This window comes from Cupriavidus sp. D39 (genome assembly GCF_026627925.1).
Classification (GTDB): Bacteria; Pseudomonadota; Gammaproteobacteria; order Burkholderiales; family Burkholderiaceae; genus Cupriavidus; species Cupriavidus ulmosensis.
In genome coordinates this window covers 2,974,120-2,993,685 of sequence record NZ_JAPNLE010000009.1, presented here as the reverse complement: position 1 = coordinate 2,993,685, position 19,566 = coordinate 2,974,120, and the positions used below count along the sequence as shown (strand labels likewise).

16 protein-coding genes and 1 pseudogene are annotated in these 19,566 nt (G+C 66.0%); 15 read left to right on the top strand and 2 right to left on the bottom strand.

Annotation, left to right across the window (positions count from 1 at the left end; genetic code table 11):
* Nucleotides 1-81 precede the first annotated feature (81 nt).
* The 7 genes from OMK73_RS26075 to msrQ all read left to right on the top strand — a co-directional run bounded on the left by OMK73_RS26075 (nucleotide 82) and on the right by msrQ (nucleotide 7,356).
* Nucleotides 82-2,277 (top strand): cytochrome c biogenesis protein ResB, encoded by a 2,196-nt coding sequence (locus OMK73_RS26075; protein ID WP_267604564.1) that lies wholly within the window; start codon nucleotides 82-84, stop codon nucleotides 2,275-2,277.
* A gap of 45 nt (nucleotides 2,278-2,322) precedes the next feature.
* On the top strand, nucleotides 2,323-3,495 hold the full coding sequence (ccsB, locus tag OMK73_RS26070) for a c-type cytochrome biogenesis protein CcsB (RefSeq protein ID WP_267606517.1): 1,173 nt from the start codon (nucleotides 2,323-2,325) through the stop codon (nucleotides 3,493-3,495).
* A 147-nt stretch (nucleotides 3,496-3,642) separates the two neighbouring features.
* The gene (locus OMK73_RS26065) at nucleotides 3,643-4,092 is read left to right on the top strand and encodes a hypothetical protein (protein WP_324291825.1); all 450 of its coding nucleotides are present in this window, start codon (nucleotides 3,643-3,645) and stop codon (nucleotides 4,090-4,092) included.
* A gap of 24 nt (nucleotides 4,093-4,116) precedes the next feature.
* The gene (locus OMK73_RS26060) at nucleotides 4,117-4,674 is read left to right on the top strand and encodes an RNA polymerase sigma factor (protein ID WP_267604562.1); all 558 of its coding nucleotides are present in this window, start codon (nucleotides 4,117-4,119) and stop codon (nucleotides 4,672-4,674) included.
* Entirely contained in the window at nucleotides 4,671-5,495 is an 825-nt protein-coding gene (locus tag OMK73_RS26055) for an anti-sigma factor family protein (protein WP_267604561.1), read from the top strand. The genes OMK73_RS26060 and OMK73_RS26055 overlap by 4 nt, the downstream gene beginning before the upstream one ends.
* A 161-nt stretch (nucleotides 5,496-5,656) precedes the next feature.
* Nucleotides 5,657-6,658, top strand: coding sequence for a protein-methionine-sulfoxide reductase catalytic subunit MsrP (msrP, locus tag OMK73_RS26050; RefSeq protein WP_267604560.1), 1,002 nt, complete (start codon nucleotides 5,657-5,659; stop codon nucleotides 6,656-6,658).
* A gap of 14 nt (nucleotides 6,659-6,672) precedes the next feature.
* Nucleotides 6,673-7,356: a protein-methionine-sulfoxide reductase heme-binding subunit MsrQ gene (msrQ, locus tag OMK73_RS26045; protein WP_267604559.1), complete on the top strand. Its 684-nt coding sequence runs from the start codon at nucleotides 6,673-6,675 to the stop codon at nucleotides 7,354-7,356.
* 292 nt (nucleotides 7,357-7,648) lie between these two features.
* Here msrQ and lysA read toward each other — a convergent pair whose 3' ends face one another.
* The gene (gene lysA / locus OMK73_RS26040) at nucleotides 7,649-8,917 is read right to left on the bottom strand and encodes a diaminopimelate decarboxylase (protein WP_267604558.1); all 1,269 of its coding nucleotides are present in this window, start codon (nucleotides 8,915-8,917) and stop codon (nucleotides 7,649-7,651) included.
* Nucleotides 8,918-9,342: 425 nt separating this feature from the next.
* Here lysA and cyaY point away from each other — a divergent pair, with 425 nt between their 5' ends.
* A complete protein-coding gene (gene cyaY, locus OMK73_RS26035) occupies nucleotides 9,343-9,669 on the top strand; it encodes an iron donor protein CyaY (RefSeq protein ID WP_267606516.1) in 327 nt (108 codons plus the stop codon).
* A gap of 76 nt (nucleotides 9,670-9,745) precedes the next feature.
* Here the strand turns inward: cyaY and OMK73_RS26030 are convergent.
* Nucleotides 9,746-12,116, bottom strand: a pseudogene (locus OMK73_RS26030) (penicillin-binding protein 1A).
* Nucleotides 12,117-12,485: 369 nt separating this feature from the next.
* Here OMK73_RS26030 and pilM point away from each other — a divergent pair.
* The 7 genes from pilM (at nucleotide 12,486) to aroB (ending at nucleotide 19,550) form a co-directional block, all read left to right on the top strand.
* On the top strand, nucleotides 12,486-13,556 hold the full coding sequence (gene pilM / locus OMK73_RS26025) for a type IV pilus assembly protein PilM (protein WP_267606515.1): 1,071 nt from the start codon (nucleotides 12,486-12,488) through the stop codon (nucleotides 13,554-13,556).
* Nucleotides 13,557-13,574: 18 nt separating this feature from the next.
* A complete protein-coding gene (locus tag OMK73_RS26020) occupies nucleotides 13,575-14,219 on the top strand; it encodes a PilN domain-containing protein (protein ID WP_267604557.1) in 645 nt (214 codons plus the stop codon).
* Between the two features lie 2 nt (nucleotides 14,220-14,221).
* Nucleotides 14,222-14,902: a type 4a pilus biogenesis protein PilO gene (locus tag OMK73_RS26015; RefSeq protein WP_267604556.1), complete on the top strand. Its 681-nt coding sequence runs from the start codon at nucleotides 14,222-14,224 to the stop codon at nucleotides 14,900-14,902.
* Nucleotides 14,899-15,432: a pilus assembly protein PilP gene (locus OMK73_RS26010; RefSeq protein ID WP_267604555.1), complete on the top strand. Its 534-nt coding sequence runs from the start codon at nucleotides 14,899-14,901 to the stop codon at nucleotides 15,430-15,432. The genes OMK73_RS26015 and OMK73_RS26010 overlap by 4 nt, the downstream gene beginning before the upstream one ends.
* The gene (gene pilQ, locus OMK73_RS26005) at nucleotides 15,429-17,597 is read left to right on the top strand and encodes a type IV pilus secretin PilQ (protein ID WP_267604554.1); all 2,169 of its coding nucleotides are present in this window, start codon (nucleotides 15,429-15,431) and stop codon (nucleotides 17,595-17,597) included. Before OMK73_RS26010 ends, pilQ begins: the two co-directional genes overlap by 4 nt.
* Before the next feature lie 245 nt (nucleotides 17,598-17,842).
* Nucleotides 17,843-18,457: a shikimate kinase gene (locus OMK73_RS26000; protein WP_043350282.1), complete on the top strand. Its 615-nt coding sequence runs from the start codon at nucleotides 17,843-17,845 to the stop codon at nucleotides 18,455-18,457.
* Nucleotides 18,444-19,550 (top strand): 3-dehydroquinate synthase, encoded by a 1,107-nt coding sequence (gene aroB, locus OMK73_RS25995; RefSeq protein WP_267604553.1) that lies wholly within the window; start codon nucleotides 18,444-18,446, stop codon nucleotides 19,548-19,550. Before OMK73_RS26000 ends, aroB begins: the two co-directional genes overlap by 14 nt.
* Nucleotides 19,551-19,566: the final 16 nt, after the last annotated feature.

The window sequence follows — 19,566 nt, the reverse complement described above, 5'->3', positions numbered from 1 at the left end:
CAGCCCGGCAACAATCGAAGAGGGTGGCCTGCGCGAGCATGTCCACCCTTTTTCATTTCAAGGCCGAGGGCCCCACTGCACATGTCCACCGCTTCCACGTCAGGACTGCACCTGAAGACTTCTCACCGCCTGCTACGCGACGCGGTTGAGCTGCTGTCCTCGATGCGATTCGCTATCGCGCTGCTGACGGTGATTGCGATTGCCAGCGTGGTCGGGACCGTCCTCAAGCAGAACGAGCCCTATCCCAACTATGTGAACCAGTTCGGTCCTTTTTGGGCTGACCTGTTCCACGCGCTGTCGTTGCAAAAGGTTTACAGCTCCTGGTGGTTTCTGCTGATCCTGACCTTCCTGGTGATCTCCACCTCGCTGTGCCTGACCCGCAACGCGCCCAAGATGATCAAGGACATGCGCTCGTGGAAGGACCACGTGCGTGAGCGCAGCCTGCGGTCCTTCCATCATCATGCCGAGTTCGATTCGGGCCGCCCCCGCGCCGATGCGGTGAAGCACCTCACCGCGCTGCTGGCCAATCGCGGCTACCGCATCAAGAGCGTTGCGCATGAAGGCGCCACCCTGCTGGCCGCCAAGGCGGGCGCGGCCAACAAGCTGGGCTACATCCTCGCGCACACCGCTATCGTGGTGATCTGCATCGGTGGCCTGCTCGACGGCGACATGTTGATCCGCGCGCAGATGTGGTTCGGCGGCAAGAGCCCGATCAGCGGCAACGCCGTGATCAACGACATCCCGCCCGAGCACCGTTTGTCGGTCAGCAATCCGGGCTTCCGTGGCAACGCCTTCGTGCCGGAAGGCTCGACGGTGTCCACCGCCATCCTGAATATCTCGGACGGCGCGCTGGTGCAGGACCTGCCGTTCAATATCACGCTGAAGAAGTTCAGCGTCGAGCATTACTCGACCGGCATGCCCAAGCTGTTCGCCTCCGACGTGGTCATCACTGACCGCGCCACCGGCCGCAAGACCGAGGCCACCATCAAGGTCAACGAGCCGCTGGTGGTGGACGGCGTGGCGATCTACCAGTCCAGCTTCGAGGACGGCGGCTCCAAGCTGAAGTTCGTTGGCTACCCGATGCAGGGTGGCAGTGAAAAGACCTTTGCTTTTGCCGGCACCGTGGGCGCCAATTCGCCGCTGACCGGCACGGGCAACGCGGCCGATGCCGAGGGGCTGACGGTCGAGTTCAGCGATTTCCGCCTGATGAATATCGAGAACGTCACGGATGCATCGGGCAAGCCCGACGCGCGTGGCGTGGCGCGCAAATCGCTCAACGAGAAGCTCGAGTCCCACCTGGGCTCGGCGGTCAATCCTGACCGCGCGAAGGAGTTGCGCAACGTTGGCCCGTCGGTGCAATACAAGTTGCGCGACCGCAACGGCCAGGCTCGCGAATTCAATAACTACATGGTGCCGGTGCAACTCGACGGCCAGTCGGTCTTCCTCGCCGGCATGCGGGATACGCCGAGCGAGCCGTTCCGCTATCTGCGCATTCCGGCCGACGAGCAAAACAGCGTGGCGGACTGGATGCGCCTGCGTGCTGCGCTGCAGGATCGCGCGTTGCGCAGCGAAGCCGCGCGCCGCTTCGCACTCGCCTCGATGCCGGGCGAGGGCCGCGAAGTACTGCGCGGCCAGCTGGCCGAGAGCGCCTTGCGCGCGCTCGACCTGTTTGCCGGCGCCTCGCGCAGCAACCCGCAGGCCCCGCCGGGCGGCTTCACCGCGATTGCCGCATTCCTGGAAAAGTCCGTGCCGCCGGCCGAACAGCAGAAAGCCGCCGACGTGCTGCTGAAGATCCTCAATGGCTCGATGTGGGAACTCTGGCAGGTGGCGCGCGCGCAAGACAAGCTGCCGGTGGTGCCGAATAGCGCCCAAAGTGGCGCTTTCATGCAGCAAGCCATCAATGCGCTGTCCGACAGTTTCTTCTACACCGCGCCGGTTTTCCTGCAGCTCGACGACTTCACGGAAGTGAAGGCCAGCGTGTTCCAGATGACCCGTGCACCAGGGAAGAACATCGTGTATCTTGGCTGTCTGCTGTTGGTGCTGGGCGTGTTCTCGATGTTCTACATCCGCGAGCGCCGCGTCTGGCTCTGGGTGAAGGACCATGCGGACCCCGCGGACCCCGCCGGAACCGCTGGCGGGCAGGGCGCCGCCAGCCACGTGCTGATGGCCATGTCCACGCAGCGCCGTACACTGGATTTCGAGAAAGAGTTTGTCGCGCTGCGCGACGATGTTGGCCGCGCCGCCGGCAGCATCGGCACAACAGGCGCCCGCAATTAAGCAGGAACCAATATGTCTTCGAATGTGAATCAGGCCAAGCCGGGCATGGAGGCGAGTCCAGCGGGCGTTGTCGCGAGTGGCGATGAGCAGGCCTACCTGGAGCCGTCGTTCCTGCGCCGGCTCGGCTGGGTCGACTGGCTCTTTGCCTTGATGCTGGCGGCGGGCGCGGGCTTTGCGCTGGCACGCTACGGCGAGTGGATGAATGTCTACGACAAGGGCGTGCTGATCGCCGCGGTGCCTACCTTTGCGCTGCTGGGATGGCACTGGAAGCCGGTGCGGCTGCTGATGGTGACGCTGACGGTGCTGGCGCTGTTCGCGATCCAGCTCTACCAGGGCCAGTTGCCGCGCGCCGAGCAGGCCTTCTTCCTCAAGTACTTCCTGTCGAGCCAGTCGGCCATTTTGTGGATGAGCGCCTTGGTGTTCCTGTCCACCCTGTTCTACTGGGGCGGCTTGCTGGCGCGCTCGGAGACCGGGCTGCAAATCGGCAGCAAGATGGTGTGGGCAGCGGTGGTGCTGGGCTTTACCGGCATGCTGGTGCGCTGGTACGAGTCCTACCTGATCGGCGCGGACATCGGCCACATCCCCATCTCCAACCTGTACGAAGTGTTCGTGCTGTTCACGCTGATCACCTCGTTGTTCCACCTGTATTACGAAGGCCGCTACAAGACCCGTGCGCTGGGGCCGTTCGTGATGCTGGTGGTATCGGCGGCAGTTGGTTTCCTGCTGTGGTACACGGTCAGCCGCGACGCGAGCGAGATCCAGCCGCTGGTGCCCGCGCTGCAGAGCTGGTGGATGAAGATCCACGTGCCGGCCAATTTCATCGGCTACGGCACCTTCGCCCTGGCCGCCATGGTGTCGGTGGCCTACCTGCTCAAGCAGCACGGCATCCTCGCCGAGCGCCTGCCCTCGCTCGAAGTGCTCGACGATGTGATGTACAAGTCGATCGCGGTGGGCTTTGCCTTCTTCACCATCGCCACCATCCTGGGCGCGCTGTGGGCGGCGGAAGCCTGGGGCGGCTACTGGAGCTGGGACCCCAAGGAGACCTGGGCCCTGATCGTCTGGTTGAACTACGCGGCCTGGCTGCATATGCGGCTGATGAAGGGCCTACGCGGCACCATGGCGGCCTGGTGGGCGCTGGTGGGTTTGCTGGTCACGACCTTTGCCTTCCTGGGCGTCAACATGTTCCTTTCCGGTCTGCATAGCTACGGCGAACTCTGATCCGGGTGTTGCGCTGCAATATGAAAACCTGCCCATCGGTGCGATGCGGCAGGTTTTTTCGCCCGAATGGAATAAAGCCGTCACATCCGGTGTTTACTGAAGGGACGGTGCCGGCTGGCGGCGCCGAATCGCATGGAGATCGACATCATGGCCCTTTCCCGTCCTATCGCAGTCGCTTCCCTCGCATCGTTGTCCCGCCCCGCTGTTCTCGCGCTCGCCTCTGCCGCGGTCCTGCTGTCCGCCTGTTCGGGCATGGGTGGCATGGGTGGCATGGGTGGCAGCGCCGGCAATATGCCGCCCACGGTGAAGGTTGCCGGTGGCACGTTGACCGATCCCCAGGGCCTGACACTCTATACGTTCGACCGTGACACGGCCGGCAAGAGCGCCTGCAATGGCGGTTGCGCCACCAACTGGCCGCCGCTGATGGCCGCGCCCGGTACCAGCGCCACGGGCGACTACAGCGTCATCACGCGTGACGACGGCGGCAAGCAATGGGCCTATCGGGGCAAGCCGCTCTACCGTTTCTCCAAGGATGCCAAGCCGGGCGACCGCTCGGGCGACAACTTCAACAACGTCTGGCACGCGGCTACGCCCTGATACGGGCTAGGGCAGCCTGACGGCATGGACGGCTTCGACCGCCAGCTGGTGGCGCTGGCGCCGCGCTTGCGGCGCCACGCCCGGGGCCTGACCGGCGACTCGGCATCCGCCGACGACCTGGTGCAGGACACGCTGGAGCGTGCGCTGCGCTACCGCTGGCGCTTCCACCTGCGCGCGGGCGCCTGGTGGGGCGATGGCGCGGATGGCCTGCTGTCATGGCTGCTGACCATGATGCACCGACTGCGCGTGAACGCGTACCGGCGCGCGGACCCGGTGACATATACCGACACACTGCCCGACGTACCCAGTGCTGCGCCCGAGCCCGGCCTGCGGCTGGATCTGGCGCGGGCGCTGGCGCGGCTGCCCGAGGCCCAGCGCGCGGTGCTGCTGCTGGTCGGCCTGGAGCAGCTCAGCTATGCCGAGGCGGCGCAAGTGCTGGCGGTGCCGGTGGGCACCGTGATGTCCCGGCTGTCGCGGGGCCGGGAGCAGATGCGCATGCTGATGGATGGCGCGCCAGCCACGGCGGCCGATGCGAACCCGCAGGCCGCCGGCCACGCGGCCGGACTGCAGCGAGTCAAATGATGTCCCCAGTCAACGAAGCCGATCTCCACGCCTACGCCGATGGCCAGCTCGATCCCGCCCGGCGCGCCGAGGTGGAGGCGTACCTGGCCGCTCATCCCGAGGCCGGGGAGCGCGTGGGAGGCTGGCGGCGGCAGACGGGCGAGTTGCACGCTGCATTCGATGGCGTGCTCAACGAAACAGTGCCGCTGGCGGCACTTCCGCCAAGGCTGCGCGGCAGCCGCCGCGATGCGCAGCGGCGGCCCGCTGGCTGGGGCATGGCGCTGGCCGCCAGCCTCGCCTCGCTGGTGGTGGGTGGCGCGATCGGGTGGGTCGCACACGACCGCGCGGACACGCTGGCGGCCGGCGCGCCCTCGGTGGAGCGCTTTGCGCGCGAGGCGTTGGCCAGCCATGTCGTCTATGCGCCGGAGGTGCGCCATCCGGTCGAGGTGGCCGCCACCGATGAGGCCCATCTTGTTGCCTGGCTGTCCAAGCGCCTGGGCGCGCCGCTGCGTGTGCCCGACCTGCGCGCCCAGGGATTCCACCTGATCGGCGGCCGCCTCGGCGTGGCCGAGGGCGGCCCGTCGGCCATCCTGATGTACGAGGCCGACGATGGCACCCGGCTGTCGCTGCAACTGCGGCACATGGCGCGCGATACGCCCGATACGGGCTTTCGGCTGGAGCGCATGGGCCCAGGGCCAGGTGATCGTCCCGCCGCCGCGGCGCGTACCATGGCCTTTTACTGGGTAGACCGGGATCTTGGCTTCGCGCTGGCCGGGCCGCTGGAGCGCGCGCCGCTGCTGGCGCTGGCGGAGGCGGTTTACCGGCAGTACCAAGGCGGTTGAGGGTGGGAAAATGGGTGGGACACGAAGAACCTGAAAAAAGATGTCAGGATTCCCCGCATCAACCGACTCAAGCTGAAGTCCAATCGTGCAGGCCGGCCCCGCCCGGGCCTGGCGCGAACGGTGAACTGTCTTTTGCATACGGCTAGCAACGAGGAACAACGATGCTGATTCCCTTCCCCAAATGGCTGCGCGGCGACGACATCGCCGCCAGCGAGATTACGCCGCGCGGTGTTTTCGAAGCGCGGCGCCGCCTGCTGGCGATGGCTGCCGCGGGCGCAGCGGGGAGCACGCTGGCGCCATGGTGCGCGCGCGATGCGCATGCCCAGGCGCCGCGCGGGCAGAAACTGCCGGCCACGCCCAACAATGCCTACGTGGTGCCCGAGAAGCGCACGCCATACGAGGACGTCACCACGTACAACAACTACTACGAGTTCGGCACCGACAAGGCGGACCCCGCGCACAATGCCGGCACGCTGCGGACCCGGCCGTGGCAGGTCGCGGTCGAAGGCCTGGTGAAGAAGCCCAAGGTCTATGACATCGACGAGCTCGTGCGCCTGATGCCGCTGGAAGAGCGGGTCTACCGGCTGCGCTGCGTCGAGGGCTGGTCGATGGTGATCCCCTGGAGCGGTTACTCGCTGGCCGAGCTGATTCGGCGCGTCGAGCCGCAGCCCGGCGCGAAGTACGTGGAGTTCGTCACCCTCAATGACAAGAAGCAGATGCCCGGCGTCAGCGCCCGCGTGCTGGACTGGCCGTACACCGAAGGGCTGCGCATGGACGAGGCGATGCACCCGCTGACCTTGCTGGCCTTTGGCTTGTACGGCGAGGTGCTGCCCAACCAGAACGGCGCGCCCGTGCGCGTGGTGGTGCCCTGGAAGTACGGCTTCAAGAGTGCCAAGTCCATCGTCAAGATCCGTTTCGTCGACAAGCAGCCCGCCACCAGCTGGAATCTGGCCGCGGCGCAGGAGTACGGCTTCTACTCCAACGTCAATCCGGACGTGGACCACCCGCGCTGGAGCCAGGCTACAGAGCGCCGCATCGGCGAGGACAAGGGCAGCGGTTTTGGCGCGCTGTTCGCGCCCAAGCGCAAGACGCTGCCGTTCAATGGCTACGGCCAGCAGGTGGCGTCGCTCTACCAGGGCATGGACCTGCGGAAGTTCTTCTGATGGCGCCCCCGGATATGTCCCCGTCGCGCCCGGCTGTGCGCCCGGCGCGAGCGGGCGCACAGCCCGGATTCGCGACGCTTGCGCCCGAACGCGTGCGCACGGTGAAGGTGGCGGTGTGGCTGCTTGCCATGCTGCCTTTCCTGCGGCTGCTCTATCTCGGCTTTACCGATCAGTTCGGCGCCAATCCGCTGGAGTTCGTCACGCGCTCGACCGGCACCTGGACGCTGGCCATGCTGTGCGTCACGCTGGCGGTGACGCCGTTGCGCCGGCTTACCGGCTGGAACTGGCTGATTCGCCTGCGCCGCATGCTCGGGCTCTTTGCTTTTTTCTACGCGCTGCAGCACTTCCTGTTGTGGCTTGCCGTGGACCGGGGCTTCGATGTGGCCTACATCGTCAAGGACGTCGCCAAGCGCCCCTTCATCACGGTGGGGTTTGCCGCCTTCGTGCTGATGGTGGCGCTGGCGGCCACCTCGGCCAATGCCATGGTCAAGTGGCTGGGCGGCAAGCGCTGGCAAGGGCTGCACCGGGCGGTGTACGCCATCGCTGTGCTGGCGATCCTGCACTACTGGTGGCATAAGGCCGGCAAGAACGACTTCGGCACGGTATCGATCTACGCCGCCGTGGTGTTCGGCTTGCTGGCGATGCGTGCCTGGTGGGGGTGGCGCAAGCCCGCAACGGGCCTCAAGGCGCAACGATAGAGTTCAGAGGTAGGGCCCAAAGGTGGAGCGTGATCTCGCGCTCGGCAGGGCGGGGCGGGGCGGCTGCACGGCTTGGGGGAGCCATAGGGCCTCAAGATGGCCCCGGACCAGGTCCAGTTCCGTCGAGCAATGCCGCCGCCCGCAAAGCGGCCCGGCGCGAGCCGCGCGTTGGCGCAGACGGCACGCGATACGCCGGCCGTATGGCAGGGGCTGTCCGCCACCACTGCGCGCCCGCCCAGGATCAGGCCGCTGGCGGCCATTGGGGGCAAGTGGTGGCGGGGAGGGCGGGTGCTTAGCCTTGCAGCAGGCGTTCGTCGCGGAACAGATCGACCACGTGCTCGCGGCCGCGCACCAGGTGCACGTCGTGGCCGTCGACCATGACTTCCGCCGCGCGCGGGCGGGTGTTGTAGTTGGAGCTCATGACGAACCCATAGGCGCCGGCCGACATCACGGCCAGCAGGTCGCCCGGCTGCACCGCCAGGGCGCGGTCGCGGCCCAGCCAGTCGCCGGATTCGCACACCGGGCCGACCACGTCGTAGGTCAGGGCGGTTGCCTGCGCGGTTTCGTGCAGTTGCACGGGCTCGATGCGGTGGTAGGCCTCGTACATGGCGGGGCGGGCCAGGTCGTTCATGGCCGCGTCGACGATGCAGAAGTTCTTGGCAGCGCCCGGCTTGAGGAACTCGACCTGGGTCAGCAGCACGCCGGCGTTGCCCACCAGCGAGCGGCCCGGCTCGAACAGCACCTCGCGATGGCCGTGGCCGCGCTCGGCAACGCGGTCCAGCAGCGTGCGGGCAAAGCCGGTGATGTCCGGCGGCGTTTCGTCGTCGTAAGTGATGCCAAGGCCGCCGCCCACGTCGATGTGCTCAAGATTGATGCCTTCGCGCTCGAGCGCCTCCACCACGTCCAGCACCTTGTCCAGCGCTTCCAGGTAAGGGGCAACCTCGGTGATCTGCGAGCCGATATGGCAGTCGATGCCCGCGACTTCCAGGTGCGGCAGCGCGGCGGCGGCGCGGTAGGTCGGCAGCACGTCCTCGAAGGCAATGCCGAACTTGTTGCCCTTCAGGCCGGTGGAGATATACGGGTGCGTCTTGGCGTCCACATCCGGGTTGATGCGCAGCGACACGCGCGCGCGCTTGCCCAGGCGGCCCGCCACGGCGTTGAGGCGGTCCAGTTCGGGGATCGACTCTACGTTGAACGACAGCACATCGTGCTGGAGCGCCAGTTCCATCTCGGCGGCGGTCTTGCCCACGCCCGAGAACACCACCTTGCGCGGATCGCCGCCCACCGCCAGCACGCGCTGCAGCTCGCCGCCGGACACGATGTCGAAGCCCGCGCCGAGCTTGGCAAAGACCTGCAGGATCGCCAGGTTCGAGTTGGCCTTCATGGCGTACTGCACGCGCGCGCGGCGCCCCTGGCACGCAGCGGCGTAGGCCTGGTAGGCGGCGGTCAGCGCGGCGCGCGAGTAGACGTAGGTGGGGGTGTCGTATTCGGCGGCGATGCGCGCGAGCGGTACGTGCTCGACGGTCAGGGCGCCGTCGTGGCGATGGAAAAAGGCGGTCATGGTTATTTGGCGGTGGGAGTGGCGGCCGGCACTGCGTCCGGGGCCGTGGCGGGTGCCGCTGTGGAGGCGGAGCCCCGGGGAGCCGCCGGATTCGGCACGGCCGGGTTGCCCAGGCCGGGATCCGGTACGCCCGGCTGTGCCGGTGCGGGGGCTGTTTGGGCATCACCAGCGGGCCGCGAATGCCGCATCCCGACAGCAGGGGCATCGCAAGGCTGGCGGCAAACGCCGATACAATCGCAACACGACGCAACATCGGGTCGTCCTTAAAATGTCGTCCAGAGTCGTCCCCGATCGTCCCGGAGTGTCCCCCAAGCGGAGCGCGGCGAGACCATCGGAAATACGAAGTACTTTTCAATACGCTGCCGGCTGCGGCACTACATCGCTATAGCGGTGCCGGCCGGCGGTCTTGGAGTTTAGCATGCCCCCTGAGTGAAAGTGAGTTCCTGGCGCTGGCCCAGCAAGAGCTGGACCGGCTGGAAAGCGCGGTGGAAACCGCGGCCGACGCAGCCGATGCCGACATCGAGATCAACCGTGCCGGCAATCTCATGGAGCTCGAATTCGAAGACGGCTCCAAGATCATCGTCAACAGCCAGGCGCCCATGCAGGAGCTGTGGGTGGCGGCGCGTTCGGGCGGTTTCCATTTTCGCCATGATGGCCAGCGCTGGGTCGATACGCGCGGCGGCGGCGAGCTGTATGCGGCGCTGTCCGGCTACGTAAGCCAGCAGGCGGGGGTGGCGCTGAAACTGGCCTGAGCGCACTCGCCCAGGCACGAAAAAGCCGGCTTGAGAAGCCGGCTTTTTCATTGGCGGAAGCTGTCCCGGCGGGGCCTCAGCCGCCGCCGAACATCTCCAGGATGCGCTTCTTCTCCGCCTCGACATCGGCGGGCGACTGCGTGCTTTCGTCCGGCTTGCCCGGCCACGGATCGCCCAGGCCAACCGAGGCCACGCCAGCGCCGCCCGCGTTCTCCTCGAAGGTCCAGTCGCCGCCCACCATGACCACGCCTTCCGGAGCCTGGCGTTCGGGGATTTCCGGCGCGCCCTTGAGCATCTTGCCCATGTAGCCCACCCAGATCGGCAAGGCCAGGCCGCCGCCGGTCTCGCGCACGCCCAGGCTCTTGGGCTGGTCGTAGCCCATCCAGGCGATGGCCACCAGCTTGGGCGTGTACCCGGCGAACCAAGCGTCGACAGCGTCGTTGGTGGTACCGGTCTTGCCGGCCAGGTCATTGCGGCCCAGACGCTGCTTGGCGCTGTTTGCCGTGCCGCTGCGCACGACCTCACGCAGCATGCTATCGGCGATGAAGGCGGTGCGGGCGTCGAGTACGCGCACTGCATCCTCGCCGGCACGCTGGGGCTTGGTCTCGGAAATCACGTTGCCGCGGGCATCGACCACCTTCTGGATCAGGTAGGGATTGACGCGGAAGCCGCCGTTGGCAAACACCGAATAGGCACCCGCCATCTGCAGCGGGGTGACGCTGCCCGCGCCCAGCGCCATCGGCAGGTAAGCCGGGTGCTTGTCGGCATCGAAGCCGAAGCGCGTGATGTAGTCCTGGGCGTACTGGGTGCCGATGGCGCGCAGGATGCGCACCGACACCAGGTTCTTGGACTTGGCCAGCGCGCGGCGCATGGTCATCGGGCCTTCGAACTTGCCGTCGTAGTTCTTCGGCTCCCAGACCTGGCCGCCGTTGTCGCTGATCGAAATCGGCGCGTCGTTGATCACGGTGGCGGGGAGAAGCCCTTTTCCAGCGCGGCAGAGTAGATGAACGGCTTGAAGCTGGAGCCGGGCTGGCGCCAGGCCTGCGTCACGTGGTTGAACTTGTTGCGGTTGAAATCGAAGCCGCCAACCATGGAACGGATCTCGCCGTCTTCCGGGCTGAGCGAGATAAAGGCGGCGGAAACTTCCGGCAACTGCGTGACCGTCCATGCGCCTTTCTCGTCCTGCGTCACGCGGATGATCGCGCCCGGCCGGATCTTGGCCCTGGGCTGCGCATTGGCCGCCAGCGACGGTGCGATGAAGCGCAGCGCCTGGCCTTCGATGGTGGCGACTTCGCCGGACAGCAGCGTGGCGGTGACTTGCTTGGCCGTCACGCTGGTGACCACGGCCGAGCGCAGGTCGTCGCTGCCCGGGTGCTCGAGCAGCGCGTCGTCGATGGCCTGCTCGCGCTCGTCCGCGCCGGGGGCAGGTCGATAAAGGCCTCGGGGCCGCGGTAGCCATGGCGGCGCTCGTAATTCATGATGCCCGAGCGCACCGCCTCGTAGGCGGCATCCTGGTCAGGCTTGTTGAGCGTGGTGTAGACGGTCAGGCCGCGGGTGTAGGTTTCCTCGCGGTATTGCGCGTACATCAGCTGGCGCACGATCTCGGCCACGTACTCGGCGTGGGTGGAGAACTCATTGCCTTCGCCGCGCACCTTCAGTTCTTCGTGGATGGCCTGGTCGTATTGCTCGGGCGTGAGGTAGCGCAGGTCACGCATGCGCTGCAGGATGTATTCCTGGCGTACCTTGGCGCGCTTGGGATTGACCACCGGGTTGTAGGCCGACGGCGCCTTGGGCAGGCCGGCCAGCATGGCGGCCTCGGCCGGCGTCACGTCCTTGATCGACTTGCCGAAATACACCCGGGCCGCGCTGGCAAAGCCATAGGCGCGTTGCCCCAGGTAGATCTGGTTCATGTACAGCTCAAGGATCTGGTCCTTGGACAGGTTGGCCTCGATCTTGTAGGCCAGCAGCATTTCATACAGCTTGCGGGTGTACGTCTTCTCGCTGGACAGGAAGAAGTTGCGCGCCACCTGCATGGTGATGGTGGAGGCGCCTTGCGACAGGCCGCCGCGCAGGTTGGCCAGCCCGGCGCGCAGCACGCCAACGAAGTCCACGCCGCCGTGTTCGTAGAAGCGGTCGTCCTCGATGGCCAGCACGGCCTTCTTCATCACATCCGGTATTTGCGCGATAGGCACGAAATTGCGCCGTTCCTCGCCGAATTCACCGATCAGCACGTTGTCGGCCGTGTAGATCCGCAGCGGGATCTTGGGGCGGTAGTCCGTGATGGTATCGAGCGAAGGCAGGTTGGGGGCGGCCACCAGCAGCGCGTATCCCACCAGCAGTGCCACCGCCACGATCCCGGCTACCAGCAGGCCCAGGGCCCAAAAGGTTAGCCGCATCCAGATCGGACGCCGGGCGGGCAGGGCAGGCTTCTGTTGTGCTGTGGCCATAAGGGAAATACCTAGTTAGAAGTGCCGGGATTATATCTCCCGGGATACGCCGCTCCCGGCGCGTTGTGGCGCGCACGCCGCTATCGCGCTGTTACAAGATGTAATGGAATTGAGATCTGCATGAAACGAAAAGATGGGCGCAGCGGGGCGGGCGAGGGGCACCGTGGGATTTTGGCAACGCTTTGTGGGGGTGTTGATGAAAAGCAATCGTGGTCAGACCGGCACATTGCCAGCGCCCAGTTTTTTGGTGAGAATCCACCAACTAAAAGAGCAAAACGTTTCATCCAAGAAACAATACGGACTCGCCAAATTAGAGCAACCAAGCCAAGGCGAGTTCAACGGTCAGGGGTCACCTTGCGGCGAGGCATCTTGTCGGGGTTGTTGCGCCGTACGACGGTCGGCGTTGACATCGGGTCGTCCAGCGTTAAGGTAGTCGAGCTGTCCGTGGGCAGTGGCAAGAACGACTATCGGCTGGAGAAATGTGCCAGCGAACTGCTGGACCGTAATGCCGTTGCCGATGGCAACGTGGTCAATATCGAAGCCGTTGGCATCGCTCTCAAGCGTGCCCTCGGCAAAGCCGGCATCCGCACCAAGGAGGTGGTGCTCGGCGTGCCTTCGATGCTGACCGAATCGCAGACCGTCAGCCTGCCGGACAACCTGTCCGAGGACGAGCTTTACGTCCAGGTGGAATCCGAGGCGCATCGCCTCTACCCGCCATCGCAGGCCGTCAATTTCGATTTTGCCGTGATCGGCCCCAGCGAAACCGAGGGCGGCATCGGCGTGCGCGTCACCGCGGCCAACAGCGACCGCGTGCAGGAGCGCGTGACCGCCGCCGAAATGGCCGGGCTCAAGCCGCACGTGATGGACGTCGAGGAATACGCGGTGCAGCGCTCCGTGGTGCAGATGCTGGGCGTGTCCGCCGACATCAGCGCCACCGACGCCAAGGAGTTGCCCGTGGTGGCCGTGATCCACCTTGGCGGCAGCCGCTCCAAGGCGATTTTCTACCAAGGCTGGAAAGAGCTCTACGAGCAGCCGCTCAACAGCTACGGCGACCAGCTCACCCAGAGCGCGGCGCGCATGTTCACGCTGGACGCGCTCAAGGCTGAGATCAAGAAGCGCAAGAACACGCTGCCCGAAGCCTGGCGCAACCAGCTGCTCAAGCCCTGCCTGGAGGCGCTGGCGGTGGAGGTGCAAGGCGCTGTGCGCAACTTCCTGTCGGCGTCCAGCATCGGCCGGGTCGACGAGATCCTTCTCTCTGGCGGCCATGCGTCGCTGGTCGGCGTGCAAGCCGCGATCGAGCAGCAAACCGAGATCACCACCACGCTGGCCAACCCGTTCGCCAACATGATGACAGCCGTCAAGGTCAACGAGCGCTATCTGCAGCGCGACCTGCCGGCCTACATCGTGAGCGCCGGGCTTGCGCTGCGCGGCCTGCAGTAAGCCAGCGAGGGAAGCCGCATGTCTACCAATTCGATCCCGACAGTTAATCTGCTGCCGTACCACGAAGCCCGCAGGGCATCGCGGCGCAAGAAGGTCTACGCCGTGCTGGGTGGCGCGGCCGGCGCCGGCGCGCTGGCGGTGCTGCTGGGCGGCATGTACATCGATCACCGTGTCGATGCCGTGGCCAGCCTGAACCAGGTGCTCCTGGCGGAGAACAACCGCATGGACGGGCAGATCCGCGAGGTGAATACGCTGCGCAAGGATATCGAGGGGCTGCTGCAGCGGCAGAAGGCCATCGAGGGCCTGCAGAACGAGCGCAACCGTCCCGTGCAACTGCTGGAGGAGCTGGTGCGCCAAGTGCCCGAAGGCGTGTACCTGACCACCCTCAAGCAGACCGGCGACGCCTTTACCGTGACCGGCATCGCGCAGTCGAACGAGCGCGTGTCGGAGTTGCTGCGCAACCTTAGCCAGGTGCAGTGGCTGGACAAGGCGGAGCTGGGCGAATCCAAGGCCGTGATGATGACCAACAACCTGCGCGAGCAGCGGCGGCTGTTCGACTTCTCGATGCGCTTCGCCTACCGTGCGCCGGAAACGCCGGACGACGGCAAGAAGGGCAAGGCCGGCTCCGCCGGCGCGAGTGCGCCGGCAGGTGGAGGGGGCTGACCATGGCACTCAATAGCGAAATCTCGCTGGCCACGTTGAACGATCTCACCGCGCAGTTCCGTGGCCTGAACCTCAATGAGCCGGAAACCTGGCCGGCCGCCCCGCGGGTGCTGTTCGCGGTGCTGGCTGCGGCGCTGGTGCTGCTGCTTGGCTGGCAGTTCTACTGGGGCGGCAAGCTCGAGGATCTCGATCGCCGGCATGCCGAGCAGGACACCCTGAAGCAGTCCTACATGAGCAAGGTGGCGCAGGTGGCCAACCTGGACGCCCTGCGCAAGCAAAAGGCCGAAGTGGAGCAGCGCGTGGCGCTGGTCGAGCGCCAGTTGCCCAACAAGACCGAGATGGACGCGCTGCTGGCCGACGTCAATCACGCTGGCGTGGCGCGTGGCCTGCAGTTCGAGTTGTTCAAGCCGCAATCCGCCGTGATCAAGCCCTACTTTGCCGAGATCCCGGTCAACCTGAAGGTCACCGGCCGCTATCACGACGTGGCCCAGTTCAATGCCGATGTTGCCGCGCTCTCGCGCATCGTCTCGATGCAGGGGCTGCAGTTCGCCACCGGCAAGGATGGCGGGCTGACGATGGAGGCCGTGGCAATGGCCTACCGCGCGCTGGATCCCGAAGAACAGGCGGCGCAGCGCAAGGCGGACGCCGCGGCGGCCAAGACGGCCGCGGGAGCGAAAAAATGATGCCAGCGATCCAGGCTTCGCGCCTGCGTGCCTGCGCTTGCGCGCTGATCGGCGTCGCGCTGTTGGCAGCCTGCGGAAGCAGCGAGGAAGACGGCCTGCGCCAGTGGATGGCGCAAGCCCAGGCCGCCAAGGCGCCGCCGCCGGCGCCGCTGCCCGAGCCCAAGCCGTACGTGCCGCGCGACTACGAGGGCCGCAGTGCGCCCGAGCCCTTTGCCCAGAACAAGATCGGCGACCTCAACCGGGTTCTGTCCGAGTCCCCGGAATCCGGCCGTCGGCGCGAGCCGCTGGAGGATTTCCCGCTGGAGAACTTCAAGATGCTGGGCGCCATGAAGAAGAGCGGCGAGACCTACGGCGTCGTGCAGGTAGATAACAAGATCCACCACGTCAAGGTGGGTCAGTATCTCGGCCAGAACTACGGCCGGGTGGTCCGCATCAACGATCAGGAGATCGTGTTGCGCGAATTGGTCCGGGAAGGGGTAGCCGAGTGGAAAGAAAAAATGACCAGCCTGAAGCTGGAGGGGTCGGCATGATCATGGGTCGCTGGTACCGGGCGCTTGCTGGCGCTGCGGTGATGATGCTGGTCTTGGGCGCGCCGGCTGCGCAGGCGCAATCGACAACGGGCAACGCGGTCAAGCACGTGGATGCCACCACGGTGGGCGAGCAGACCGTGTTCACGGTCGAGCTGCAGGGGCCGCCAACGCAGAAGCCGGCCGACTTCACCACGCAGAATCCGCCCAAGCTCGCCATCGATTTCCTCGATACCGGTTTCGCGGCCGGGCGGGCGCAATACGACTTTGGGGGCAAGTTGCTCAAGAGCGCCAATGTGGTGCAGATCGGCGACCGCACCCGCATGGTCCTCGACCTGACCCGCGTGGCCAGCTATCGCACCGAAGTGCGCGGCAACCAGTTCGTGGTGTTGCTCGACAACGTCGCCCCGACCGCCAGGGCCGCCGTGCCGACTTTCGCCGTCAGCTCGGCGCAAGCGCCTGCGGCGCCGTGGAACCGGTCAATCTTGCGCAATATCGATTTTCGCCGCGGCCAGGATGGCGCGGGCCGCATCGTGGTGGATCTCTCATCGCGGGACTCCGCCATCAATATCGCGCAGCAGGGCCAGAACGTGGTGGTCGAATTCCTGAATACGTCATTGCCCGACGCCCTGCGCCGGCGCTATGACGTGAGCGATTTCGGCACCCCGGTGCAGGGCATGCGGGCGAGCGAAAACAACGGCACCACGCGCCTTGCCATCGAGCCGCGCGGCAATTGGGAGTACAGCTCCTACCAGACCGATACGCAGTTCGTGGTGGAGGTGCGCCCGGTCAAGGAAGATCCGGCCAAGCTGATCAGCGGGGCAGGCTTCCGCGGCGAGCGGCTCTCGCTGAACTTCCAGAACATCGACATCCGTTCGCTGCTGCAGGTGTTCGCCGATTTCACCAACCTCAACATCATCACCAGCGAAAGCGTGCAGGGCAACCTGACGCTGCGCCTGAAGGATGTGCCCTGGGACCAGGCCCTGCAGATCGTGCTCGATGCCAAGGGCCTGGCCTCGCGCCGCAACGGCAATGTGCTGTGGGTGGCGCCCAAGGCTGAACTGGCCACCAAGGAAAAGCTCGAGCTCGAATCGCAGCAGCAGATCAATGACCTCGAGCCGATCCGCAGCCAGGTGTTCCAGCTCAACTACCAGCGTGCCGAAGACGTGCGGCGCATGCTGCTCGGGCTGGCCGCGGCAGGTTCCGCCGGCGGCGCGGGCGCGCTGGGCAGCGTAAGCCCGATCGGTGCGGTGGGTGGCCTGGCCGGCACGGCGGGCAGCACCCGCATGCTGTCCAAGCGCGGCTCGCTGACCGCCGATCCCCGTACCAACCAGCTGTTCGTCTCCGATATCGCGACCAAGCTGGAAGAGGTGCAGAGCTTCCTTGGCAAGATCGACATCCCGGTGCGCCAGGTCATCATCGAGGCGCGCATCGTCGAGGCCAACGATACCTTCAGCCGCAACCTGGGCGTCAAGCTGGGCTTTGCCTCCAAGACGGCCGGCGCCGGCTATGGCAACACCTACACCAATGTGGTGAGCCCGGTGACGCAGAACGCGACCTGGGACAATGGCCCGGCGCTGAGCCTGCCGGCGGCGGCGATCAACGGCGTCAACCCGGCTTCGGTCGCGGTCAGCCTGTTCAACAACGCTGCCGGCCGTTTCCTGGCGCTCGAGCTGTCCGCGCTGGAAGCGGATGGGCGGGGCAAGATCATCTCCAGCCCACGCGTGGTCACCGCCAACAATATCAAGGCGCTGATCGAGCAAGGCACGGAGCTGCCCTACCAGGCCGCCACCTCCAGCGGCGCCACCTCGGTGCAGTTCCGCAAGGCCAACCTGAAGCTGGAAGTCACGCCGCAGATCACGCCAGAAGGCAATGTCCTGCTGGACGTCGACGTCAACAAGGACAGCGTGGGCATCCAGACCACCTCGGGCTTTGCCATCGACACCAAGCACGTGCAGACGCAGGTGCTGGTGGAGAACGGCGGCACCGTGGTGATTGGCGGCATTTATAGCCAGACCGAGTCCACCAATGTGAACAAGGTGCCATTCCTGGGGGATATCCCGGTGCTCGGCAACCTGTTCAAGGACAACGCCAAGGTCAACAACCGGACCGAGCTGCTGGTGTTCCTGACGCCGCGCGTGCTCAACGACGGCGTGTCGCTGAAATAGCCCCGCTCGCGCCGGATGCAGTAGACTGGCAGGCCGCATCGTTTCGATGCGGCTTTTTTATTGTCCAGGCGGGCCAGAGAGATTGGGCGAGGCGGCATGGGGCAGGCGCGCAAGGCGCGTCGCAAGGCGGGTTGCCTTGTGCCGATTGCGCCGCGCCACTTGCCCGGATCGTCCCAACAGAAGAAGATGATGCAGTTTTCCACCGCGAGGGCCGGCCAGAGACCCGGCTCCCGCCCGACACGCCAGTGACAGTCACCCGCCCGAACCTTTTCTTTGTCGGCCTGATGGGTGCCGGCAAGACCACCGTCGGCCGCACCGTGGCCCGGCGCCTGAACTACCCGTTCTTCGATTCGGATCACGAACTCGAGGCGCGTTGCGGCGTGCGCATCCCGATCATCTTCGAGCACGAGGGCGAAGCGGGCTTTCGCGACCGCGAGGCGCAGGCGATCGACGAGCTTACCCAGCGCCGCGGCATCGTGCTGGCCACCGGCGGCGGCGCCGTGCTGCGCCCGGAGAATCGGGCGCACCTGAAGGCGCGCGGCACCGTGGTCTACCTGCGCGCCAGCCCGCACGACCTGTGGCTGCGCACCCGTCACGACCGCAATCGCCCGCTGCTGCAGACCGAAGACCCCAAGGGACGGCTGGAAACGCTCTATGGCGAGCGCGACCCGCTTTACCGCGAGGTGGCGGATTTCATCATCGAAACCGGCAAGCCTTCGGTAGCGCAGCTTGCTAATATGGTGTTGATGCAACTTGAAATGGCCGGTTTCACCGTTGCTGCCGAAGAGCCCGAAGGGGCGGACGGCGAGTGCGCGGACAACCTCCCGGCGCAGGACCAGAATCACAATGATCACCCTTGAAGTCAGCCTTGGGGAGCGCAGCTACCCCATCCATATCGGCACCGGCCTGCTCGACCAGACTGAGTTGTTCCGCCCCCATGTGCGTGGCCAGCATGCCGTCATCGTCACCAATGAGACCGTAGGGCCGCTATACGCAGCCCGTGTCCAGGCCAGCCTGGCGGCGCTCGGCAAGACCGTGCGCACCGTGACCCTGCCCGACGGCGAAGCCTTCAAGCAGTGGGAAACGCTCAACCTGATCTTCGGCGCGCTGCTGAGCGCGGGCGCTGACCGCAAGACCACGCTGATCGCCCTGGGCGGCGGCGTGGTGGGCGACATGACCGGGTTTGCCGCCGCCTGCTACATGCGCGGCGTGCCATTCGTGCAGGTGCCCACGACCCTGCTGTCGCAGGTGGATTCGTCGGTGGGCGGCAAGACCGGCATCAACCACCCGCTCGGCAAGAACATGATCGGCGCCTTCCACCAGCCTAATGCGGTGATTGCCGACATCGACACCTTGCGCACGCTGCCGGAGCGCGAACTCGCGGCGGGCCTGGCCGAAGTGATCAAGCACGGCGCCATGGCCGATGCCGAGTATTTCGGCTGGATCGAGCGCAATATCCGCGCGCTCAACGCCTGTGATCCCGACATCATGGCGCTGGCGGTCAAGCGTTCCTGCGAGATCAAGGCCGCCGTGGTGGCCCAGGACGAGCGCGAGGGCGGTCTGCGCGCCATGCTTAACTTTGGCCACACATTCGGCCACGCCATCGAGGCGGGCATGGGCTACGGCGAATGGCTGCACGGCGAGGCCGTGGGTTGCGGCATGGTGATGGCGGCGGATCTGTCGCACCGGCTCGGCTTCATCGATATCGAAACGCGCGCGCGCGTTGTGCAGCTCATCCGCGCCGCCATGCTGCCGGTGGTCGCGCCGGAACTTGGCACCGACCGCTACATCGAACTGATGAAAGTGGACAAGAAGGCAGAAGCCGGCAGCATCAAGTTCATCCTGCTCAGGAAGCTGGGCGCAGCCTTCATCACCACCGTGCCGGACCCTGACTTGCGCGCTACCTTGCAGCACGCGGTGCTCAGGCCGCCTACCGAGGCGCCGGTCGCCTGACGCGATCGGTTATGCC